The 18,134-nt window shown below is 56.5% G+C and carries 19 protein-coding genes and 2 pseudogenes; 10 read left to right on the top strand and 11 right to left on the bottom strand.

Going from position 1 to position 18,134, the window contains the following annotated elements; translation table 11 throughout:
• Nucleotides 1-23: 23 nt before the first annotated feature.
• From KB890_RS02350 to KB890_RS02335, 4 genes are all read right to left on the bottom strand, one after another.
• A complete protein-coding gene (locus KB890_RS02350) occupies nucleotides 24-881 on the bottom strand; it encodes a DmsC/YnfH family molybdoenzyme membrane anchor subunit (protein ID WP_002903710.1) in 858 nt (285 codons plus the stop codon).
• Between the two features lies 1 nt (nucleotide 882).
• Nucleotides 883-1,500, bottom strand: a complete 618-nt coding sequence (locus tag KB890_RS02345) for a DMSO/selenate family reductase complex B subunit (protein ID WP_004152235.1) — start codon at nucleotides 1,498-1,500, stop codon at nucleotides 883-885.
• A 10-nt stretch (nucleotides 1,501-1,510) separates the two neighbouring features.
• A complete protein-coding gene (gene ynfE / locus KB890_RS02340; protein WP_004190280.1) occupies nucleotides 1,511-3,946 on the bottom strand; it encodes a selenate/tellurate reductase subunit YnfE in 2,436 nt (811 codons plus the stop codon).
• A gap of 150 nt (nucleotides 3,947-4,096) precedes the next feature.
• On the bottom strand, nucleotides 4,097-4,366 hold the full coding sequence (locus KB890_RS02335; protein WP_002903714.1) for a DUF1161 domain-containing protein: 270 nt from the start codon (nucleotides 4,364-4,366) through the stop codon (nucleotides 4,097-4,099).
• 101 nt (nucleotides 4,367-4,467) lie between these two features.
• Between KB890_RS02335 and KB890_RS02330 the strand changes: the two genes are divergently transcribed.
• Nucleotides 4,468-5,178, top strand: a complete 711-nt coding sequence (locus KB890_RS02330) for a YnfC family lipoprotein (protein ID WP_004179729.1) — start codon at nucleotides 4,468-4,470, stop codon at nucleotides 5,176-5,178.
• Here the strand turns inward: KB890_RS02330 and speG are convergent.
• Nucleotides 5,172-5,732 carry a spermidine N1-acetyltransferase gene (speG, locus tag KB890_RS02325; protein ID WP_004179730.1) on the bottom strand — a complete coding sequence of 187 codons (561 nt, stop codon included), beginning with the start codon at nucleotides 5,730-5,732 and terminating at the stop codon, nucleotides 5,172-5,174. The genes KB890_RS02330 and speG overlap by 7 nt on opposite strands.
• A 78-nt stretch (nucleotides 5,733-5,810) precedes the next feature.
• Nucleotides 5,811-6,152 (bottom strand): DUF1283 family protein, encoded by a 342-nt coding sequence (locus tag KB890_RS02320; RefSeq protein WP_002903720.1) that lies wholly within the window; start codon nucleotides 6,150-6,152, stop codon nucleotides 5,811-5,813.
• A gap of 108 nt (nucleotides 6,153-6,260) precedes the next feature.
• Here KB890_RS02320 and KB890_RS02315 point away from each other — a divergent pair.
• The 4 genes and pseudogenes from KB890_RS02315 to KB890_RS02300 all read left to right on the top strand — a co-directional run bounded on the left by KB890_RS02315 (nucleotide 6,261) and on the right by KB890_RS02300 (nucleotide 10,442).
• Nucleotides 6,261-6,622, top strand: a pseudogene (locus tag KB890_RS02315) (YnfA family protein).
• 113 nt (nucleotides 6,623-6,735) lie between these two features.
• Complete coding sequence (locus tag KB890_RS02310) at nucleotides 6,736-8,019, top strand: MFS transporter (protein ID WP_004179732.1); 1,284 nt, start codon at nucleotides 6,736-6,738, stop codon at nucleotides 8,017-8,019.
• Nucleotides 8,020-8,282: 263 nt separating this feature from the next.
• Entirely contained in the window at nucleotides 8,283-9,746 is a 1,464-nt protein-coding gene (locus KB890_RS02305) for a mannitol dehydrogenase family protein (protein ID WP_004195998.1), read from the top strand.
• Nucleotides 9,747-10,010: 264 nt separating this feature from the next.
• Nucleotides 10,011-10,442, top strand: a complete 432-nt coding sequence (locus KB890_RS02300; RefSeq protein WP_002903728.1) for a universal stress protein — start codon at nucleotides 10,011-10,013, stop codon at nucleotides 10,440-10,442.
• 50 nt (nucleotides 10,443-10,492) lie between these two features.
• Here KB890_RS02300 and KB890_RS02295 read toward each other — a convergent pair whose 3' ends face one another.
• On the bottom strand, nucleotides 10,493-11,179 hold the full coding sequence (locus KB890_RS02295; protein WP_002903730.1) for a GntR family transcriptional regulator: 687 nt from the start codon (nucleotides 11,177-11,179) through the stop codon (nucleotides 10,493-10,495).
• A 92-nt stretch (nucleotides 11,180-11,271) separates the two neighbouring features.
• Entirely contained in the window at nucleotides 11,272-12,021 is a 750-nt protein-coding gene (ydfG, locus tag KB890_RS02290; RefSeq protein ID WP_002903733.1) for a bifunctional NADP-dependent 3-hydroxy acid dehydrogenase/3-hydroxypropionate dehydrogenase YdfG, read from the bottom strand.
• Nucleotides 12,022-12,151: 130 nt separating this feature from the next.
• Here ydfG and dcp point away from each other — a divergent pair, with 130 nt between their 5' ends.
• Nucleotides 12,152-14,197 carry a peptidyl-dipeptidase Dcp gene (gene dcp, locus KB890_RS02285; RefSeq protein WP_004179736.1) on the top strand — a complete coding sequence of 682 codons (2,046 nt, stop codon included), beginning with the start codon at nucleotides 12,152-12,154 and terminating at the stop codon, nucleotides 14,195-14,197.
• 77 nt (nucleotides 14,198-14,274) lie between these two features.
• On the opposite strand, the gene KB890_RS02280 is transcribed toward dcp, so the two are convergent.
• The gene (locus KB890_RS02280) at nucleotides 14,275-14,661 is read right to left on the bottom strand and encodes a nuclear transport factor 2 family protein (protein ID WP_004179737.1); all 387 of its coding nucleotides are present in this window, start codon (nucleotides 14,659-14,661) and stop codon (nucleotides 14,275-14,277) included.
• Between the two features lie 27 nt (nucleotides 14,662-14,688).
• Here KB890_RS02280 and KB890_RS02275 point away from each other — a divergent pair, with 27 nt between their 5' ends.
• Nucleotides 14,689-15,531, top strand: coding sequence for an AraC family transcriptional regulator (locus KB890_RS02275; protein ID WP_004179738.1), 843 nt, complete (start codon nucleotides 14,689-14,691; stop codon nucleotides 15,529-15,531).
• Nucleotides 15,532-15,581: 50 nt separating this feature from the next.
• Here KB890_RS02275 and KB890_RS02270 read toward each other — a convergent pair whose 3' ends face one another.
• Nucleotides 15,582-16,256: an SOS response-associated peptidase gene (locus tag KB890_RS02270; protein ID WP_004179739.1), complete on the bottom strand. Its 675-nt coding sequence runs from the start codon at nucleotides 16,254-16,256 to the stop codon at nucleotides 15,582-15,584.
• Between the two features lie 171 nt (nucleotides 16,257-16,427).
• Between KB890_RS02270 and KB890_RS02265 the strand changes: the two genes are divergently transcribed.
• Both KB890_RS02265 and KB890_RS02260 read left to right on the top strand, forming a co-directional pair.
• Nucleotides 16,428-16,556: a hypothetical protein gene (locus tag KB890_RS02265; RefSeq protein ID WP_004219446.1), complete on the top strand. Its 129-nt coding sequence runs from the start codon at nucleotides 16,428-16,430 to the stop codon at nucleotides 16,554-16,556.
• 54 nt (nucleotides 16,557-16,610) lie between these two features.
• Nucleotides 16,611-16,733: a small membrane protein gene (locus KB890_RS02260; protein ID WP_004143611.1), complete on the top strand. Its 123-nt coding sequence runs from the start codon at nucleotides 16,611-16,613 to the stop codon at nucleotides 16,731-16,733.
• Here KB890_RS02260 and KB890_RS02255 read toward each other — a convergent pair.
• A pseudogene (locus KB890_RS02255) lies at nucleotides 16,730-16,990 on the bottom strand (helix-turn-helix transcriptional regulator); the annotation flags it as partial. The gene KB890_RS02260 and the pseudogene KB890_RS02255 sit on opposite strands and share 4 nt — an antisense overlap.
• 102 nt (nucleotides 16,991-17,092) lie before the next feature.
• On the opposite strand from KB890_RS02255, the gene KB890_RS02250 reads away from it, so the two are divergent.
• Nucleotides 17,093-18,124: an IS630-like element ISEc33 family transposase gene (locus tag KB890_RS02250; RefSeq protein ID WP_004176137.1), complete on the top strand. Its 1,032-nt coding sequence runs from the start codon at nucleotides 17,093-17,095 to the stop codon at nucleotides 18,122-18,124.
• Nucleotides 18,125-18,134 lie beyond the last annotated feature (10 nt).

The following is an 18,134-nucleotide window of genomic DNA, read 5'->3' as shown; positions in this document are numbered from 1 at the left end:
GCGCGCGCCTGCGCGCCGTCTCATTAACCGGCAACCGCCATACCGACGGTCATATGCAGACCATAAAACAGGCCGCGGCCAATACATTCGGCGATCAAGACCAGCAGCAGGCCGATCAGCAGCCCCGTAGCGCGCGGCGGCTGGCGGCGGATCAGCGGACATAGCCAGCAGCCGAGGCCCAGCGCCAGCAGTACCAGGCGTAGCGCCTGGAGTTTGCCATAATCTGGCAGCAGGGTGGCCGCCTGCTGAACCGAGCTGTGAAGGGTACTGAGCCCGGCGCTTTGCATAATGATAACTGCGGCGCTGATGACCAGCGCGGCCACGCTCAGTCCGGCAAAAAACCAGCCGTTAAAGTCGACTTTCGCCAGCCGCAGCAGCAGGGCGGCAAACAGCGGCCCGCTGAGGAGCACCGTCAGAAAGAACGCGCTGGTGGTGTAGCCATTGTACCATGTTGGCACGGTATTGATTTGGTAAACCCGGGTCATTGCGAGGACAAACAGCAGCCCTAACAGCATGGCGATCGCCAGCCAGACTTTACCCAGCGTCGCCGGCATTTTTTCCAGCACCGCCAGCAGCCACCAGAATCCGCCCACGGCGAAGAACAGAGCGCCGCTGGCGATTTCGTTGCTCAGCGCCGAGGCGCCGATGCGGTTCAGCGAGTTAAACGCGCGCAGCGGTGAACCGAGATGCATCACCGAAGCAAGAAAACCAATGCCCATCAACAGCCAGATAAAAAACATATTGCGCACCAGCCGCCGCCGGGCTTCCCGTTGGTCCCCCAGCGCCAGCCAGCCAAGACCGCTGACGATGGTCGCGCCGACCACGCACTGACCCAGCACCGTAAACAGCACCAGCGGCCATTCATGCCATCCGTTTCCCATCTCACACCTCCTTCGGGTTCGCCAGGTAACCGGTGGTATCGCCACACGGCCGGGCATTGGCGTTAGGTTTGATAACGATACTCGGCCGGGTAAAGTGCGCCGACGGCAGCGGCGCTACCGCGGCCAGCTGGCCGTGCTTAGCGCGCAGTTCGGCAATTGGCCCGAAATCCAACGCCCGCAGCGGGCAGGACTCGACGCAGATCGGCTTTTTCCCCTCGGCGACGCGCTCGTGACAGCCATCGCATTTGGTCATATGGCCTTTGTCGGCGTTATACTGCGGGGCGCCGTACGGGCAGGCCATATGGCAGTAGCGGCAGCCAATGCATACCTCTTCGTTGACCACCACAAAACCGTCTTCGCGCTTATGCATCGCGCCGCTCGGACAGACCTTGGTGCAGGCCGGATCTTCACAGTGGTTACAGGCGATGGAGAGGTAATAGGCAAACACGTTCTGCTGCCAGACGCCGTTGTCCTCCTGCCAGTCGCCGCCGGCATACTCATAGATCCGGCGGAAGCTGACCTCCGGAGTCAGGTTCTTGTAGTCCTTACAGGCCAGCTCGCAGGTTTTGCATCCGGTACAGCGAGCGGAGTCGATAAAGAATCCATATTGCGTGCTCATGGTTTACTCCTTAAACCTTCTCGATATCGACCAGGTTGGTATGCTGTGGATTCCCCTTCGCCAGCGGCGACGGGCGGTGGGTGGTCAGGGTATTCATGCAGGCGCCATGGTCGATCCGATCTCCGGTCATATTGGCGTCGTGCCAGGCGCCCTGGCCCATCGCCGAGACCCCCGGCATGATGCGTGGCGTCACTTTCGCCGGAAGACGGACTTCGCCGCGCTGATTAAAAACGCGCACCATATCGCCGTTTTTAATCCCGCGTTTTTCCGCGTCAAGCGGATTGATCCATACTTCCTGGCGACAGGCCGCTTGTAATACATCAACGTTGCCGTAGCTGGAATGGGTGCGCGCTTTATAGTGGAAACCAAACAGCTGCAGCGGATACTGGCTGCGCAGCGGATCGTCCCAGCCTTCAAATGTGGAGGCGTAGACCGGCAGCGGGCTGATAACTTCGTCTTTCTCAAGCTGCCAGCGGGCGGCAATCTCTGCGAGTCGGCTGGAGTAGATTTCAATTTTGCCGGACGGGGTTTTGAGCGGATGCGCTTCAGGATCGCGCCGGAAGTCGCGATAGGCGACGAAGTGGCCGTTCGGGTCTTTGCGCTTGTAGATGCCCATTCGCTTCAGATCCTCGTAGGCCGGCAGCGCCGGATCTTTCGCCACCATTTTGGCGTACAGATACTGCAGCCACTGTTCCTGGGTACGCCCCTCGGTAAAACGTTGATGCACGTCGTCGCCGAGCCGTTTCGCCACTTCGCTTAGGATCCAGTAAATCGGTTTGCGTTCGAACTTCGCTGAGGTGGCGGGCTGAATAAAAATCAGATAGCCCATATTGCCGGCGTAATCGTTAGGAATGATATCCTCCTGCTCAACGGTCATTAGGTCGGGCAGCAGCAGGTCGGCGTATTTCGCCGACGAGGTCATAAAGTTGTCGATAACCACAATGGTTTCGCACTTGCTTTCATCCTGCAGAATTTCGTGGGTCTTATTGATGTCGGAGTGCTGGTTGATGATGGTGTTGCCCGCGTAGTTCCACAGGAACTTGATCGGCACATCCAGCTTCTCTTTTCCGCGTACGCCATCGCGGCTGGCGGTCATCTCTGGACCGCGCGCGATGGCGTCGGTCCAGGTAAAGCAGGAGATGGCGGTCTTCACCGGGTTTTCCAGTACCGGCAGGCGCTCAATGGTGATGGTGTAGGTTGATTCGCGGGCGCCGCTATTGCCGCCGTTGATGCCGACGTTGCCGGTTAAGATCGGCAGCATGGCGATCGCCCGGGCGGTGAGTTCGCCGTTGGCCTGGCGCTGGGGCCCCCAGCCCTGGCAAATGTAGGCCGGCTTGCTCATGCCGATTTCGCGCGCCAGCTTAATGATGCGCTCGGTGGGGATACCGGTAATACGCGAGGCCCACTGCGGCGTTTTAGCGATCCCGTCGTCGCCCTCGCCGAGGATATAGGCTTTGTAATGACCATTCGCCGGCGCCCCGGCCGGGAGCGTTTTCTCGTCGTAGCCAACGCAGTATTTATCAAGGAAAGGCTGGTCCACCAGATCTTCGTTAATCAACACCCAGGCGATACCGGCCACCAGCGCGGCGTCGGTGCCGGGGCGAATGGGGATCCACTCATCTTCCCGACCGGCGGCGGTATCGGTGTAGCGCGGATCGATGACGATCATTCGCGCGTTAGAGCGCTCGCGGGCCTGCTCCAGATACCAGGTAATGCCGCCGCCGCTCATCCGGGTCTCCGCCGGATTGTTGCCGAACATCACCACCAGCTTGCTGTTTTCAATATCCGAGGTGCTGTTGCCGTCGTTACTGCCGTAGGTGTAGGGCATGGCGCAGGCAATCTGCGCAGTACTGTAGGTACCGTACTGGTTAAGCGAGCCGCCGTAGCAGTTCATTAAACGCGCCACCGGCGACGCGGAAGGCGACGAACGGGTGATGTTGCCGCCGACGATCCCTGAAGAGTAGTTAATGTATACGGCTTCGTTGCCATACTGCGCTACCACGCTCTTCAGGCGGTCGGCGAGGGTATCCAGCGCCTCCTGCCAGCTGATGCGGACAAATTTGCCTTCTCCGCGCTTGCCGACGCGCTTCATGGGATAGTTAAGGCGATCCGGATGATTGATGCGCCGGCGAATCGAACGCCCGCGCAGGCAGGCGCGGACCTGATGGTCGCCGTAGCGGTCGTCGCCGGTGTTATCCGTTTCGACGTAAACCACTTCATCATCACGCACGTGCAGCCGCAGGGCGCAGCGGCTGCCGCAGTTAACCGAGCAGGCGCCCCAGACAATGCGGGTTGTGTCGCCTGTAGCCTGCTGAACTGCCGCCGCGGCGCGGCGCAGCGTAAAGGGCAGGGTCAGCCCGCCGGCGGCCAGCGCCAGGGAGCCGAGGGCTGTAGATTTTAGTAGCGCGCGTCGGCTGACGCCGCCGGGAGATTCCTGATTCGACATTGCTCACTCCATGATAGTTATGCTGTGCGGAGAAGGGCCGCCACTTCATTAACAGACGCAGGGGTGAGCGATAATACGTTATGGGTAGCCAGTAGACCTTATCCCTGGTCAATGCAGGGATAAGATCTTTCATTTGAAACCGAAGAGGGCTTACTGAGCGTCGTTTTCGGCGGGACTGTCGCTGTTACGCGTATAGGTGATTTTGAAGGTGTCGTTGGCGCAATGACCGACCACCTGAACCCCGGGTTGGTCTGCCTGATCGTTTGGCACAATGGCCAGGCTGAAGGCGGTTTCCGGTACGCCATTGTTGATGATCTTCTGCTGGATGTCGCTTTTGACCCGTTCACAGGAGTCGGGAGCCGCCAGTACGGCCGTGGAGCACAGCAGTAGCGCAGCGCCGGTGCAGAGGGATAGTTTCATCTTACGCTCCTTATCGATGTTATCCAGATTTAAGCATAGCAGAACTGGTGTAAACAATTGTATTTGCTAATATGATCGGATGTACACAAAAGGAATCGTCTGTGAAAAGATTGTATTGGCTGATCCCGGCAGCGCTGCTGCTGACGGCATGCGACCGTAAAAGCGCCCCGGACGCCTTCACCCCGGAGATGGCGAGTTTTTCCAATGAGTTTGAGTTTGATCCCCTGCGCGGGCCGGTGAAAGATTTTAGCCAGACGCTGCTGGATGAACACGATGTGGTGGTCAAGAAGGTGAGCGCTCAGCTCTCAAGGGAAGGGTGTTTCGATCTGCTGACCCTGGAAGATGTGGAGAACAAAACCGGCGCCACGCTGCTGCTGGACGCCAACTATTACGTCGACGGGCGCACCCACGAGAAGCGGCTGCGCCTGCAGGGCAAGTGTCAGCTGGCGGAGATGCCTACCGCCGGGGTGAGTTGGGAGACGGATGATAACGGTTTTATTATCAGCGCACGCGGCAAAGAGACCACCGCCACCTACCGCTATGACAGCGATGGCTATCCGCTGGGAAAAACCACCACCGCCAAAGAGGAGCGATTTACCGTCGCCTCAACGCCGTCAAAGGATCCGCGTAAGAAATTGGACTATACCGCCATCAGCACCTTCAACGATCGCACGCTGGGCACGGTGCGTCAGACCTGCGACTACGACGATCACGACAATCCGCTGAGCTGTGAGCTGCAGGTGATCGATGAAAGCGTCCAGCCGCCGCTGACCCGCCACTACACCATTAAAAACCGTATCGATTATTACTGAGCCGTCGGCTTCAGCAGGGACGGCCCGGACGTTTTGTGCTCGGCCAGATACTGGTGCTGGAACAGGCACATGCGGATGGTGTTGCGGTACTCGCCGTTAATGAAAAACTCATGGATCAGTTCACCCTCGACCATAAAGCCGAGCTTGCGGTAAATATGGATCGCTTTTTCATTCTCTTTATCAACGATTAAATACAGCTTATACAGATTGAGCACGGTAAAGCCATAGTCCATCGCCAGGCGTGCGGCGCGGGTGGCGAGACCTTTTCCCTGGAAGTCGGGGGAGATGATGATCTGGAACTCGGCCCGGCGGTGCACATGGTTGATTTCAACCAGCTCCACCAGTCCGGCTTTATCGCCATTGCATTCGATGACAAAGCGGCGCTCGCTTTGATCGTGAATATGTTTGTCGTACAGATCGGAGAGCTCAACGAAGGCCTCGTACGGCTCTTCAAACCAGTAGCGCATGACGCTGGCGTTGTTATCGAGCTGGTGGACGAAGCGCAAATCTTCGCGCTCAAGCGGGCGGAGTTTGACGTGTAGCGCGTCGGTCATGGAGATTCCTGTGGTCAAAACGGAAAAGGGATTACAGAAAGGCGGCGCCCGCAGGCGCCAGCGTGGTCAGGGAGCGGCTCAGGGATTGATCGCGCGGCCGGTGCGACGGTCAAGACAGCGCAGGGTGTTTGGCTCCCAGTAGGCATTGACGTTGGCGCTCTTCTGGCAGTTATCCTGCGCGTCGAAAGCGACATCGGCTTTATCCCACTCTTTTTCCGCCCGTTTGTTCACCTTCTGGCGCAGGCTGCGGGTGTCGTTCCATTGCTCTTTTTCCATCGACGCCTGCTGACGGCTCTGCGCGCTGTCGCCAGATTCAATCACCAGCCGGTCGGTGGCGGCATAGGAGCTGGAGGTGTAGACCACAGCGCTTAACGCCAGAATGGCGGTCAGGCACCAGCGTTTATTCAGTGTCATGTTCATCACGATTTCCTTTAAGTGATGGGTTAACCCTCAGGTTCAGTTTACTACAGCTCTTTTGTCGGGCATAGCCGGCAAAACAGCGTGGGGCAGAGGCCATTATCGCGTAGAATGGTTCAACGCTTTGTCTCTTTTACGAATCTTTTAATGCACAAAACAACGCTGCTGTTCTTTGCTACCGCTCTGTGTGAAATCGTCGGCTGTTATCTACCGTGGCTATGGCTCAAGCGCGGGGCAACGCCGCTGCTGCTGATCCCCACCGCCCTGGCGCTGGCGCTATTCGTCTGGCTCCTGACGCTCCATCCGGCCGCCAGCGGGCGGGTATATGCCGCCTACGGTGGGTGTACGTTTGTACCGCATTGCTCTGGCTGCGGGTCGTTGATGGGGTCAAATTAACCCATTATGACTGGGCGGGCGCGGCCATCGCCCTGTGCGGCATGCTAATCATCGTGGCGGGGTGGGGACGGGCCTAAGCCCGTCATGTGTGATCCCTGCCGCTTTTTTCAACCCTAATTCTTGTATGGTAGTCGACCTGTTGCCTTACTTATCAGACATCCTATTTCATATGACTCTGTAAGGAACAACGATGGCTATCGAGACTCTTGCCGCCCGGACCGGGGCGACGCCGTTACGCATCCGTCGGGTGCAGAAGATCACCCTGACGCTGCTGTTTATCGCCGGTATCGTCAACTTTCTTGACCGCTCTTCGCTGAGCGTCGCCGGGGAGGCGATACGCGCCGACCTGGGCCTTAGCGCCACCGAGTTTGGGGTGCTGCTCTCCGCCTTTTCGCTCTCCTACGGCTTCGCGCAACTGCCCTCCGGTATTTTGTTGGATCGCCTGGGACCACGGATTGTGCTGGGCGCCGGGCTGATTTTCTGGTCCGCGATGCAGGCCCTGACCGGGATGGTCAATTCGTTCTCGCATTTTATTCTGCTGCGCATTGGCCTCGGGATCGGCGAAGCGCCGTTTATGCCAGCCGGCGTGAAATCGATCAACGACTGGTATGCGCAAAGAGAGCGCGGCACGGCGGTGGGAATATTCAACTCCTCGACGGTGCTGGGCCAGGCTATCGCCCCGCCGGCCCTGGTCATCATGCAGTTGGCCTGGGGTTGGCGAACGATGTTTGTGGTGATTGGTTTAGCCGGGATCGTGGTCGGCCTGTGCTGGTATGTGGGCTACCGTAACCGTCGGCAGTTTACCCTGCAGGAGGAGGAGCAGCAGTATCTGGCCAGTGAGGAGGCGGCCCGCCCGGCGCTGAAGTTTAGCGAATGGCTGGCTCTGTTTAAACGGCGGACTACCTGGGGGATGATCCTCGGCTTTTCCGGTGTGAACTACACCGGCTGGCTGTATATCGCCTGGTTACCCGGCTATTTGCAGGCGCAGCAGGGGTTAAGCCTGGCCCGTACCGGCTGGGTGGCGGCGATCCCGTTTCTTGCCGCGGCGGTGGGGATGTGGGTCAACGGCCTGGTGGTCGATGCCCTGGCGCGCAGAGGCTACGATCTGGCGAAAACCCGCAAAACGGCGATTGTTATCGGTCTGGTGCTGTCGGCGCTGGGCACCTTGCTGGTGGTGCAATCGTCGACGCCAGCCCAGGCGGTGGCTTTTATCTCCATGGCGCTGTTTTGCGTTCATTTTGCCGGGACGTCCGCCTGGGGGCTGGTGCAGGTAATGGTGGCGGAGCATAAAGTGGCTTCGGTGGCGGCGATCCAGAACTTCGGCAGCTTTGTGTTTGCCTCCTTCGCGCCGATCGTGACCGGCTGGGTAGTGGATACGACTCACTCTTTCAATCTGGCGCTGGTGATAGCCGCCGGGGTGACCTTTGCCGGGGCGCTGTGCTACTTCTTTATCGTCAAAACTCGCATCGATTAACAACGCTCGGCGATTCGTCAACAGCAGGCCCGCAGGGACGCGCGGCCGCCATGTTCTTCTCCTCCCGTTACCTGCACTATCCTGTCACTGCGGCGATTGCAGCCTCGTGCCCCATGCTTTATCACGCAAGATCTTCTTGTATGGTAGTTGACAGAAATCAAAGATGTTATACCAATTGCGTGAGATGGTTGAGGCACAAAGGCATTCTCCTCGAGAGTTCTCCCCGAGAATGGTTGATGGGCTACATAACAACGAGAGTCATCATGGAAAACACCCTCTTAACCGCTAACGCCACGCTGCCGACCTACGATCGCAGCGCACTGATCCCCCGTATCGTTCATCTTGGTTTTGGCGCGTTTCATCGCGCTCATCAGGCTGTGTATGCCGATATACTGGCCAGCGAGCACGGCAGCGACTGGGGCTACACCGAAGTTAATCTGATTGGCGGCGAGCAGCAGGTCGCCGATCTCCAGCAGCAGGATCTGCTGTATACCGTCGCCGAAATGTCCGCCGACGCCTGGACCGCGCGCGTGGTTGGTGTGGTGAAGCAGGCGCTGCACGCCGGGGTTGATGGTCTCGAAGCGGTGCTGGCGGCGATGTGCCAGCCACAGGTGGCCATTGTCTCCCTGACGATTACTGAGAAAGGCTATTGCCATTCGCCAGCCAGCGGCGAACTGCAGCTCGATCACCCGCTGATCGCCGCCGATCTGCATAACCCGCACCAGCCAAAATCGGCGGCGGGGGTAGTGGTGGAGGCCTTATCTCGCCGCCGGGCGGCCGGCCTGCCTGCTTTTACCGTGATGTCCTGCGATAACATGCCGGAAAATGGTCACGTGATGCGCAACGTCGTCTGCGCCTACGCCCGGGCTTTAGACGAGGATCTTGCCGCATGGATAGAGCAGAATGTCACCTTTCCGTCGACCATGGTGGACCGGATTGTCCCGGCGGTGACTGCCGAAACCCTCGATAAAATTACCCAGCTGACCGGGGTGCGCGACCCGGCCGGGGTGGCCTGCGAACCTTTCCGTCAGTGGGTGATTGAGGATAACTTTGTTGCCGGACGTCCGCAGTGGGAGAAAGCGGGAGCGGAACTGGTCGCCGACGTGGTGCCTTTCGAAGAGATGAAGCTGAGAATGCTCAATGGTAGCCATTCGTTCCTCGCTTATCTCGGCTATCTGGCCGGTTATCAGCATATCAACGACTGTATGCAGGACGATAACTACCGTCGCGCGGCGCTGTCGTTGATGCTGGACGAACAGGCACCAACGCTGAAGGTGCAGGGGGTGGATCTGTCACGCTATGCCAGTTTGCTGATTGACCGTTACTGCAATCCGGCGCTGAAGCACCGCACCTGGCAGATAGCCATGGACGGCAGCCAGAAGTTGCCCCAGCGCATGCTGGACTCAATACGCTGGCATCTGGTGCATCAGCGTGATTTTACACTGCTGGCGCTGGGCGTGGCAGGGTGGATGCGCTACGTTGGCGGCGTTGACGATGCGGGCCAGGCAATCGAGATATGCGACCCGTTGTTGCCGGTTATCCAGCAAGCGGTGGCTGCCAGCGCCGATGGCGAAGCGCGAGTCAAAGCGCTGTTGGGTATTGAGGCGATTTTCGGCGTCGAATTGCCGCAGGAGTTACGCTTTGTCACGGCGGTGACCCGCGCCTACTTAGCGCTGCAGCGGCAGGGGGCTAAAGCTACCGTCGCCGCGTGGGCCGCCGCGCAATAATCTTTTTCCGGTGTCGGTCCCGGGGTCGACACCGGCTCTTCAGTTATTTTTACGATACTCCGCTGATGTCTATTTTTTGCTGACGATCGGTTTTAGCAGACGCAGAATATGATCGAACGCAATGTCTATACATAACTCTATATTTCCCTGATTTACTAAAGATAATTAGCTGTTATTTTTCCGAACCATGGCTGGTATTTCACCGCAATAATGGCATAGTTAAGTTATTGAAAAAGAACTTTCTCTGCAAAAGGAGTACGGGCCATGTATAAAAAAATTTTATTGCCTGTTGATGTCTTTGAAATGGATTTAAGCGATAAAGCGGTGCGTCACGCGGAATTTCTCGCTTCGGCCGAAAATGGCGAGATCACCTTGCTCAACGTTCTGCCGAACAGCAGCCGTTCGCTATTGCGCGGTTTTACGGCGGATATTCGTAAGTTTGAAGCCTATATGAAAGAAGAGTCGGAGAAAAAAATGCGCGAGGTGGCGCGACTGTTCGCCATCCCCATGACGCGGATCCATACCCGCGTAGTCTTTGGCAACGTGCGTGACGAAATTCTGGCTATCAGTAACAACGAAGAGTTCGATGTCATTGTGATTGGTTCCCGCAAACCGGGGATCTCCACCCATCTGCTGGGCTCCAACGCCGAGTCAATTCTGCGCTACGCCAAAACGCCGGTATTGGTCGTTAGATAATCCCTTCAATGAGGACGGCTGCGTCGGCCATGCCGGCAGCCGTCTGACTCTTATTCTTCACTAAACCAGTCGCGGTTCTCCTGGCGAATCAGCAGTACGGATTCGCTGATTTCATGCAAATGGATACTCATGGCTTTTTCTACCGCCTCGGCATCGCGTTTTTCCAGCGCGGTGAAAATCTCATGATGCTGGCGCAGAAGCATCTCCGGAGAGGTGACATGGTCCAGACTCATATAGCGGACGCGATCGATGGCGGCTTTAATATTTTCCACTGTCTCCCAGGCCAGCTGACAGTCGGCGATAATCGACAGCTTCTGGTGAAATTCATCATCGAGCAGGAAAAAGTCGTTTAACTGCTGCCGATCAACAGCAATACGCTGCTGGTGAAGATTCTGTTCCAGCTGATAAAGTTGCTCTTCGTTAATCATGCCGGCGGCACGGCGAACCACCGCGCACTCAATCGCCTGGCGGACGAAGCAACCATTACGCACCTGCGACAATGAGATTTTATTGACATAGCTACCGCGCTGGGGACGAATCTGGATAAGTCCGTTTTCCGCCAGCTTAATGAAGGCTTCGCGCACCGGCTGACGAGACACCGCAAAACGCACGGAGACTTCTTTCTCCGACAGCGGTGTACCAGGCGGGATCAGGCAGTGAACGATATCCCGGCGGAGGATGCGATAAATTTGCTGATTGACGGGTTGCGTCGGATTCAGTTGCGATTCTGCGGCCATTGATGGTTACTTTTTAGGGGGTTATGCGCACTATTTTACGCGTTTTTTTGCGTTTCCGCCCATACCCGGCCCGCAGGCCGGGTGGCTGACGGTTAGCCCTGACGGTGAACGCTGAGTCCGGCAAAGCTCTGACTCACCGGCATCATCTCCAGGGTGTTGATGTTGACATGTTTCGGCAGGGTGGCGACCCACCAGACCGCCTCGGTCACATCTTCCGGCGTTAGCGCTTGGGTATTTTCGTAAGCTTTTTCGGCTTTAGCGTCATCGCCCTTAAAGCGGACGTTAGAAAACTCGGTGCCGCCCACCAGACCCGGCTCGATGTCGGTCACGCGCACCGCGGTGCCGTGCAGGTCGGTACGAAGATTGAGGCTAAACTGACGGACAAAGGCTTTGGTCGCCCCATAGACGTTTCCGCCGGCGTAAGGCCAGCTGCCTGCCGTAGAGCCGATATTGATGATATGGCCGCGATTGCGCTCCACCATCCCCGGCAGCACGGCGCGGGTCATGTACACCAGCCCTTTATTATTGGTGTCGATCATATCTTCCCAGTCTTCCACACTGGCGCGGTGCGCCGGCTCCAGACCAAGCGCCAGGCCGGCGTTGTTCACCAGCACATCGATAGCCTGCCACTCGGCCGGCAGGTCAGCAATCAGCGTCTCAATGGCGGCGCGGTTGCGGACGTCAAGTTGCGCGATATAAAGGTTATCGCCCAGCTCGTCTTTCAGCGTCTTCAGGCGCTCTTCACGACGACCGGTGGCAATCACTTTATGACCGTTAGCGATAAAACGGCGAGTAATACTTTCACCAAAACCGGCGGTGGCGCCGGTGACCATGATAATCATCTTACTGTTCCTCAACGCTTTTTGTGTTTTCATACCATAGCACGCACAGGCGGCGACCGGTAACGGAAATCATTGCGACCCCTTAAGGAGAGGCCTAATCTTACAGCATTAGCCTGTACAGGAGAGAAAGATGTCCGAACGAAACCCCTTTTTTAGCGTCAGTACGTTGCCTTACCAGGCGCCGCCGTTCGATGTGATTGACGACAGCCACTATCGCCCGGCGTTTGATGAGGGCGTCCGGCAGCAGCGGGCCGAAATTCGCGCTATTATCGACAATCCGCAGCCGGCCAGTTTCGCCAACACGCTCGAGGCGCTGGAGCAGAGTGGTCAGCTGCTGGCGCGGGTGACGCGGGTCTTTTTCGCCATGGCTGGCGCCCATACCAATCCTTATATTCAATCACTGGATGAACAATTTTCCGCCGAACTCGCCGAGCTGGGGAATGACATCTGGCTTAATGCGGCCTTGTTTCAGCGCGTGAACAGCGTCTACGAGCAGCGCGACGCGCTGGCGCTGGACAGCGAGTCCTATCGTCTCCTGACCCTGACGTGGCAACGTTTTGTTCATGCCGGGGCGACGCTGGCTCCCGAGCAGCAGGCGGCGCTGCGCACACTGAACACCGAAGCGGCTACGCTGCAAAGTCAGTTCCAGCAGCGACTGCTGGGAGCGGCAAAAAGCGGCGGCCTGGTGGTTGATTACCGGCATCAACTGGCTGGCCTGAGCGATGAGGAGATAGCGGCGGCGGCTGACGCAGCGCGTGAAAGAGGGCTTAGCGACCGCTGGTTGCTGACGCTGACCAATACCACCCAGCAGCCGCAGCTGCTTGCGCTGCGCGACCGGCAAACGCGGGAGAATCTCTTCGCCGCCGGCTGGACCCGCAATCAGCAGGGCGATGAGCATGATACGCGTGACCTGGTACTGCGGCTGGCGGCGATCCGCGCGCAGCAGGCTGAGCTGTTGGGAGCCGCTGATTACGCCAGCTGGGCGCTGACCGATCAAATGGCGGCTTCCCCGGCGGAGGCATTGGGCTTTATGCGTCAGATCGCGCCGGCGGCGCGGGCGAGGGCGGAACGTGAGCTGGCGGACATCCAGCAGGTGATCGACAACGAAGGCGGGGGTTTTCGCGCGACGGCATGGGACTGGCTTTACTACAGCGAGCAGGTGCGGCGGGCTGCCTATGCCATTGATGACGCGCAGCTCAAACCCTATTTTGCCCTCGAGCGGGTGCTGCAAGACGGCGTATTCTGGACGGCCTCGCAGCTCTTTGGTCTGCGCTTTGTTGAGCGCTTCGATATACCGGTCTATCACCCGGATGTGCGGGTCTGGGAGATCTTCGATCACAACGGCGAAGGGATGGCGCTGTTTTACGGTGACTACTACGCTCGTGACTCAAAGAGCGGCGGCGCATGGATGGATGTGTTTGTCGAACAGTCGACTCTGCGCGCGCAGCGCCCGGTTATCTACAATGTCTGCAACTACGTCCGCCCGCAGGCAGGGCAGAGCGCGCTGCTGTCGTGGGATGAGGTGATCACCCTGTTTCATGAGTTCGGCCATACCCTGCATGGGCTGTTCGCCAGCCAGCGCTACGCCAGTCTCTCGGGGACCAATACGCCGCGCGATTTTGTCGAATTTCCTTCGCAGATCTTCGAACACTGGGCCAGCCAGCCGCAGGTGTTTGCCCACTACGCGAAGCACTACCAGTCCGGGGAGCCGATGCCGCAGGCGCTACGCGACAATATGTTGCGTGCGGCAACCTTCAATAAAGGGTACGACATGAGTGAGCTGTTGGCTGCTGCGTTACTCGATATGCGGTGGCATAGCCTGTCGACCTCGGCATTACCGGAGGAGGTGGACGCGTTTGAGCAGCTGGTGCTTCGGGAAGAGAACCTGGATCTGGCGGCGGTCCCCCCGCGCTATCGCAGCAGCTATTTCTCCCATATCTTCGGCGGCGGCTATGCGGCAGGCTATTACGCCTATCTGTGGACCCAGATGCTGGCCGACGACGGCTATCAATGGTTCGTGGAGCAGGGCGGTTTGACCCGTGAGAACGGTCAGCGTTTCCGTGAGGCGATTTTATCACGCGGGAACAGCACTGATTTAGCTGAACTGTATCGCCAGTGGCGCGGACACGATCCGCAGATTGAGCCGATGCTGAAAAATCGCGGGTTGAGTGCGTAGGGCAATTTTAGTCTGACAAGATAACCGGGCGCGCTGCCCGGTTTTTTGTCTGATCTAGTCGTAACCTTATATTTCTTTTACCTCACGCTGCCTAAATCTTTATCGCTCTCTCTCCCTTTAAGCATTAGCGTGGCTTCTTCGATACGAATGAAGCGCCCGGAATCATCTATTTCAGCGAACATATAAACTTCCATGTCCACCTCTTCTCCGCTGCGCCTGGTGCACAGAACGCGATGCCTTGTGGCATAAAGATTCCCGTTACGAAGTTCGTCATGTAACTCAATTTTAGCGAAGGCGATAATTTCCCGGAGTCTACGCGCATGCTGAGCAAAGCCATCTAATCCTTCCCACTTGTTATCAGTACGCTGCCGATAACCGGGACTAAAATAGCGACTGAGTATCCGATCCAGTGGTATCTGTTGGTGGTTGATAATGTCATCCAATACCCTAGTAATAGTAATCATTTTGATGGTTAGTCCTCTGTGAAAGTGATGAATACTTTACAATCGACTAACTGGCTTCAGTACGGTATAAAAGACATTAAACACCTCAAACACGCCAATATGCACGATCCATTGATTCCATTCGAACCGGTGTTTTCACCCCAGGGACCCACTTTACTCGTCGCGGTACGTCAGTCTGAGGTAATACGGGAGACTCCACGCCACCATCACAGCTGTGGGCAGTTAATCGGTGCCATACGTGGGCTACTTACGGTCGATGGCGGTGATTGTCGCTGGGTGGTACCGGCAACACATGCCGTCTGGATACCGCCAGGTGTTCCGCACGGCCTGCGCTCGCACGGTCCATATTCAGGATGGAGTGTTTATGTTTCTGCCAAAGCCTGTGGCGAGCTACCTGATAAGCCATCTGTTCTCTCAATGACAAATCTGCTGCGTGAAGCGATAACGCGAGCGGCTGCATGGCAAGGTGTAGAGCTTACTGCGTCCCAAAAACGTTTAGCTGGCGTTATTCTTGATGAAATTGGTTCCCTTCCCAGGGTTAATCTTGGGCTTCCAATGCCGCAAGATAGCCGATTGCTCAGAATCGCGCAGGCGCTGTCAGCAAACCCGGACGACGGGCGCAGGTTGGAAGAATGGGCAGCCTGGGCCGGCATGTCATCACGCACGCTCACGCGACGATTCCGAGCCGAAACGGGTTTTAGCTTCAATGAATGGCGACAGCGGATACGCTTACTCAGGGCCCTTGAGCTACTGGCTGCCGGCAAGCCAGTGACGGCGATAGCGTTGGATCTGGGATATGACAATGTGAGTGCCTTCATAGCCTTGTTCCGTCGGATGTTCGGCACTACTCCAGGGCGGTATAAAATTTAATTATCTCTTCGCTGAACATGATGCGTTATCCGCCGCTTTGATTACGTTTGTCATGGGATGAGAGGGGCAAGTAATTCGGGCCCCTGATTTTTCACATTGCCGACCGCCCGCGTTACCGGGTGCCAGGTAAAATCGTCGGCGGAAACGGCTCCGTCGCTGGCAATCTCCGCCGCTTCCGCGCCGGTGACATCTTGCCTCATCCATTCCCGGGCGGCTTCAGGCGCCAGGACCAACGGCCGACGGTCATGAATATCGACAAGACCGCGATCGGCGGCGGCCGTCACGATCAAGAATCCTTCGGCATGGTCCCCACGTTCGAACGGAGTCCGACCAATCGCGGCCATAAAAATTGGCTGGCCATCCTTACGCTGGATAAAGTATGGCTGCTTTGTATTTCCTTCCTTTTTCCACTCAAACCAGCCGTCGGCGAAGCAGATCGCCCGTCCGTGCTCCCACAGCGGCTTGAACATCCTGCTGGAGGCTGCAGTCTCAACCCGGGCATTAATCAGCGGCGGTTTATCCCACCATCCTGGCGCATAGCCCCAGTAAACGGCATCGAGATGGAGTTGCTCATCGCGTTCATTGAGGAGTAAAACTTTTGTCCCGGGCGCGACGTTATAGCGCCCGATAGGCGCCGGGTCCCAGGCAATATCTCGTTCGGCCGCTTCAACGAGATGCGCCAGGTATTCCTCCCGGCTTTGCGCTTGCGCAAAACGTCCGCACATAGCCACCTCCAGCGTGATGTCTGACTAACAGTATAGATCAGCTGCAAAACGGTGTTTTCACCTGCCCAAATACCACGCTCCTTCCACGTTAGTAGACCATTATTTCAGGCCGTCATCTTGCCTGACGTCGCGACAGTACACGCTGGGCGTTAGGCCTGGCATTGTCCGTTTATGCTTCATCGTTATTACCCTAACGCCTGTCTGATAAAGGAAATCGTTTTTACTCTTTTTATTATCTTTCAGAATTATCGCACAGAGTTTTACCTTTGTTTGAAATGGTTGTCGCTGGGTTGTATTTGAAAATATCCACCCCTTATTATTTAAAAAGTCATCTTTATCTTTTAAAAGGTTGTTATGAGTAACTTACTATTATTAGTCCTGGCGGTGGTGTTATTGTTTACATCTTTGTTTTTTGGCCTGTCCTATGTTAGAGAAAGAAGAAAAATGAAGATGCGCTTTAATAAATTCCGACGTTAACCGATCCTTCCTGCGGAAAGCGCAAGAGCAACAGATGAGAATCTCGTTAACTCTTGTTTGGTAGCTATTTGGAATTTTTTCATAATATTGATTTTGTGAGAGAAGATCGTCTTATGACTGATGCCCAGTTTTTGCGCTATCTGCTGATTGTTCATTCCCGTTCTGATCGCATCGATAATATAAAGTTGTGATTTGGTCAAGGTTAACCGAGGGCATTTGACACAGCGTCTGCTGTCTTTTTCCAGCCCACCGCAACTAAATAGCTGCGCGGAATAGTAGATCACTGAAAGGGAACTCAGCCCGGATTGTGCGATCTGATCAATCGCCAAACCAACCAAAACCACCAACCGGACTGAGCGATGCCGATCATAGCACCAATACCCCGTGGCGAACGACGCCTGATGCAGAAAGCTATTCATAAAACGCGCGATAAAAATCATGCCCGCAGACTCACGGCCATGCTGATGCTTCATCGGGGTGAACGGGTCAGCGATGTTGCCAGAACTCTCTGTTGTGCCCGTTCATCCGTTGGTCGCTGGATTAACTGGTTTACGCACTCAGGTATTGAAGGCCTGAAATCCTTACCCGCAGGGCGCTCCCGACGCTGGCCTTTTGAACATATCTGCACCCTGTTACGTGAGCTGATAAAGCATTCTCCCGGCGATTTTGGTTATCAACGTTCACGCTGGAGCACCGAATTACTGGCAATAAAAATCAACGAGATAACCGGTTGCCAGTTACATGCAGCAACCGTTCGCCGCTGGTTGCCATCTGCGGGGCTTGTATGGCGCAGGGCCGCGCCAACTCTGCGTATCCGTGACCCACATAAAGATGAAAAGATGGCGGTAATCCACAAAGCGCTGGATGAATGCAGCGCAGAGCATCCGGTATTTTATGAAGATGAAGTGGATATCCACCTTAATCCTAAAATCGGTGCGGACTGGCAGTTGCGCGGACAGCAGAAACGGGTAGTGACTCCGGGGCAGAACGAAAAATACTATCTGGCCGGCGCACTGCACAGTGGCACGGGTAAAGTTAGCTACGTGGGCGGCAACAGCAAAAGTTCAGCGCTGTTTATCGCTCTGCTGAAGCACCTGAAAGCCACTTACCGGCGGGCGAAAACAATCACGCTGATCGTTGATAACTACATTATCCATAAAAGCCGCGAAACACAGCGCTGGTTGAAAGCAAATCCCAAGTTCAGGGTAATTTACCAGCCGGTTTACTCGCCGTGGGTGAATCATGTGGAACGGCTATGGCAGGCACTTCATGACACGATAACCCGTAATCATCAGTGCCGCTCAATGTGGCAGTTACTGAAAAAGGTCCGCCATTTTATGGAAACCGCCAGCCCATTCCCCGGAGGAAAACATGGTCAGGCAAAAGTGTAGCGGTATTAGG

Origin of the sequence: Klebsiella sp. P1954 (genome assembly GCF_018199955.1) — a bacterium.
Classification (GTDB): domain Bacteria; phylum Pseudomonadota; class Gammaproteobacteria; order Enterobacterales; family Enterobacteriaceae; genus Klebsiella; species Klebsiella pneumoniae.
The sequence above is the reverse complement of the archived record's forward strand: the minus strand, read 5'-3'. Positions and strand labels throughout refer to the sequence as shown.

Bases quoted from the DNA above. Each gene is read 5' to 3' on its own strand.
- KB890_RS02350 (WP_002903710.1), bottom strand. From the start codon at position 881: ATGGGAAACGGATGGCATGAATGGCCGCTGGTGCTGTTTACGGTGCTG.
- KB890_RS02345 (WP_004152235.1), bottom strand. From the start codon at position 1,500: ATGAGCACGCAATATGGATTCTTTATCGACTCCGCTCGCTGTACCGGA.
- ynfE (WP_004190280.1), bottom strand. From the start codon at position 3,946: ATGTCGAATCAGGAATCTCCCGGCGGCGTCAGCCGACGCGCGCTACTA.
- KB890_RS02335 (WP_002903714.1), bottom strand. From the start codon at position 4,366: ATGAAACTATCCCTCTGCACCGGCGCTGCGCTACTGCTGTGCTCCACG.
- speG (WP_004179730.1), bottom strand. From the start codon at position 5,732: ATGACCGACGCGCTACACGTCAAACTCCGCCCGCTTGAGCGCGAAGAT.
- KB890_RS02320 (WP_002903720.1), bottom strand. From the start codon at position 6,152: ATGAACATGACACTGAATAAACGCTGGTGCCTGACCGCCATTCTGGCG.
- KB890_RS02310 (WP_004179732.1), top strand. From the start codon at position 6,736: ATGGCTATCGAGACTCTTGCCGCCCGGACCGGGGCGACGCCGTTACGC.
- KB890_RS02305 (WP_004195998.1), top strand. From the start codon at position 8,283: ATGGAAAACACCCTCTTAACCGCTAACGCCACGCTGCCGACCTACGAT.
- KB890_RS02300 (WP_002903728.1), top strand. From the start codon at position 10,011: ATGTATAAAAAAATTTTATTGCCTGTTGATGTCTTTGAAATGGATTTA.
- KB890_RS02295 (WP_002903730.1), bottom strand. From the start codon at position 11,179: ATGGCCGCAGAATCGCAACTGAATCCGACGCAACCCGTCAATCAGCAA.
- ydfG (WP_002903733.1), bottom strand. From the start codon at position 12,021: ATGATTATCATGGTCACCGGCGCCACCGCCGGTTTTGGTGAAAGTATT.
- dcp (WP_004179736.1), top strand. From the start codon at position 12,152: ATGTCCGAACGAAACCCCTTTTTTAGCGTCAGTACGTTGCCTTACCAG.
- KB890_RS02280 (WP_004179737.1), bottom strand. From the start codon at position 14,661: ATGATTACTATTACTAGGGTATTGGATGACATTATCAACCACCAACAG.
- KB890_RS02275 (WP_004179738.1), top strand. From the start codon at position 14,689: ATGAATACTTTACAATCGACTAACTGGCTTCAGTACGGTATAAAAGAC.
- KB890_RS02270 (WP_004179739.1), bottom strand. From the start codon at position 16,256: ATGTGCGGACGTTTTGCGCAAGCGCAAAGCCGGGAGGAATACCTGGCG.
- KB890_RS02265 (WP_004219446.1), top strand. From the start codon at position 16,428: ATGCTTCATCGTTATTACCCTAACGCCTGTCTGATAAAGGAAATCGTT.
- KB890_RS02260 (WP_004143611.1), top strand. From the start codon at position 16,611: ATGAGTAACTTACTATTATTAGTCCTGGCGGTGGTGTTATTGTTTACA.
- KB890_RS02250 (WP_004176137.1), top strand. From the start codon at position 17,093: ATGCCGATCATAGCACCAATACCCCGTGGCGAACGACGCCTGATGCAG.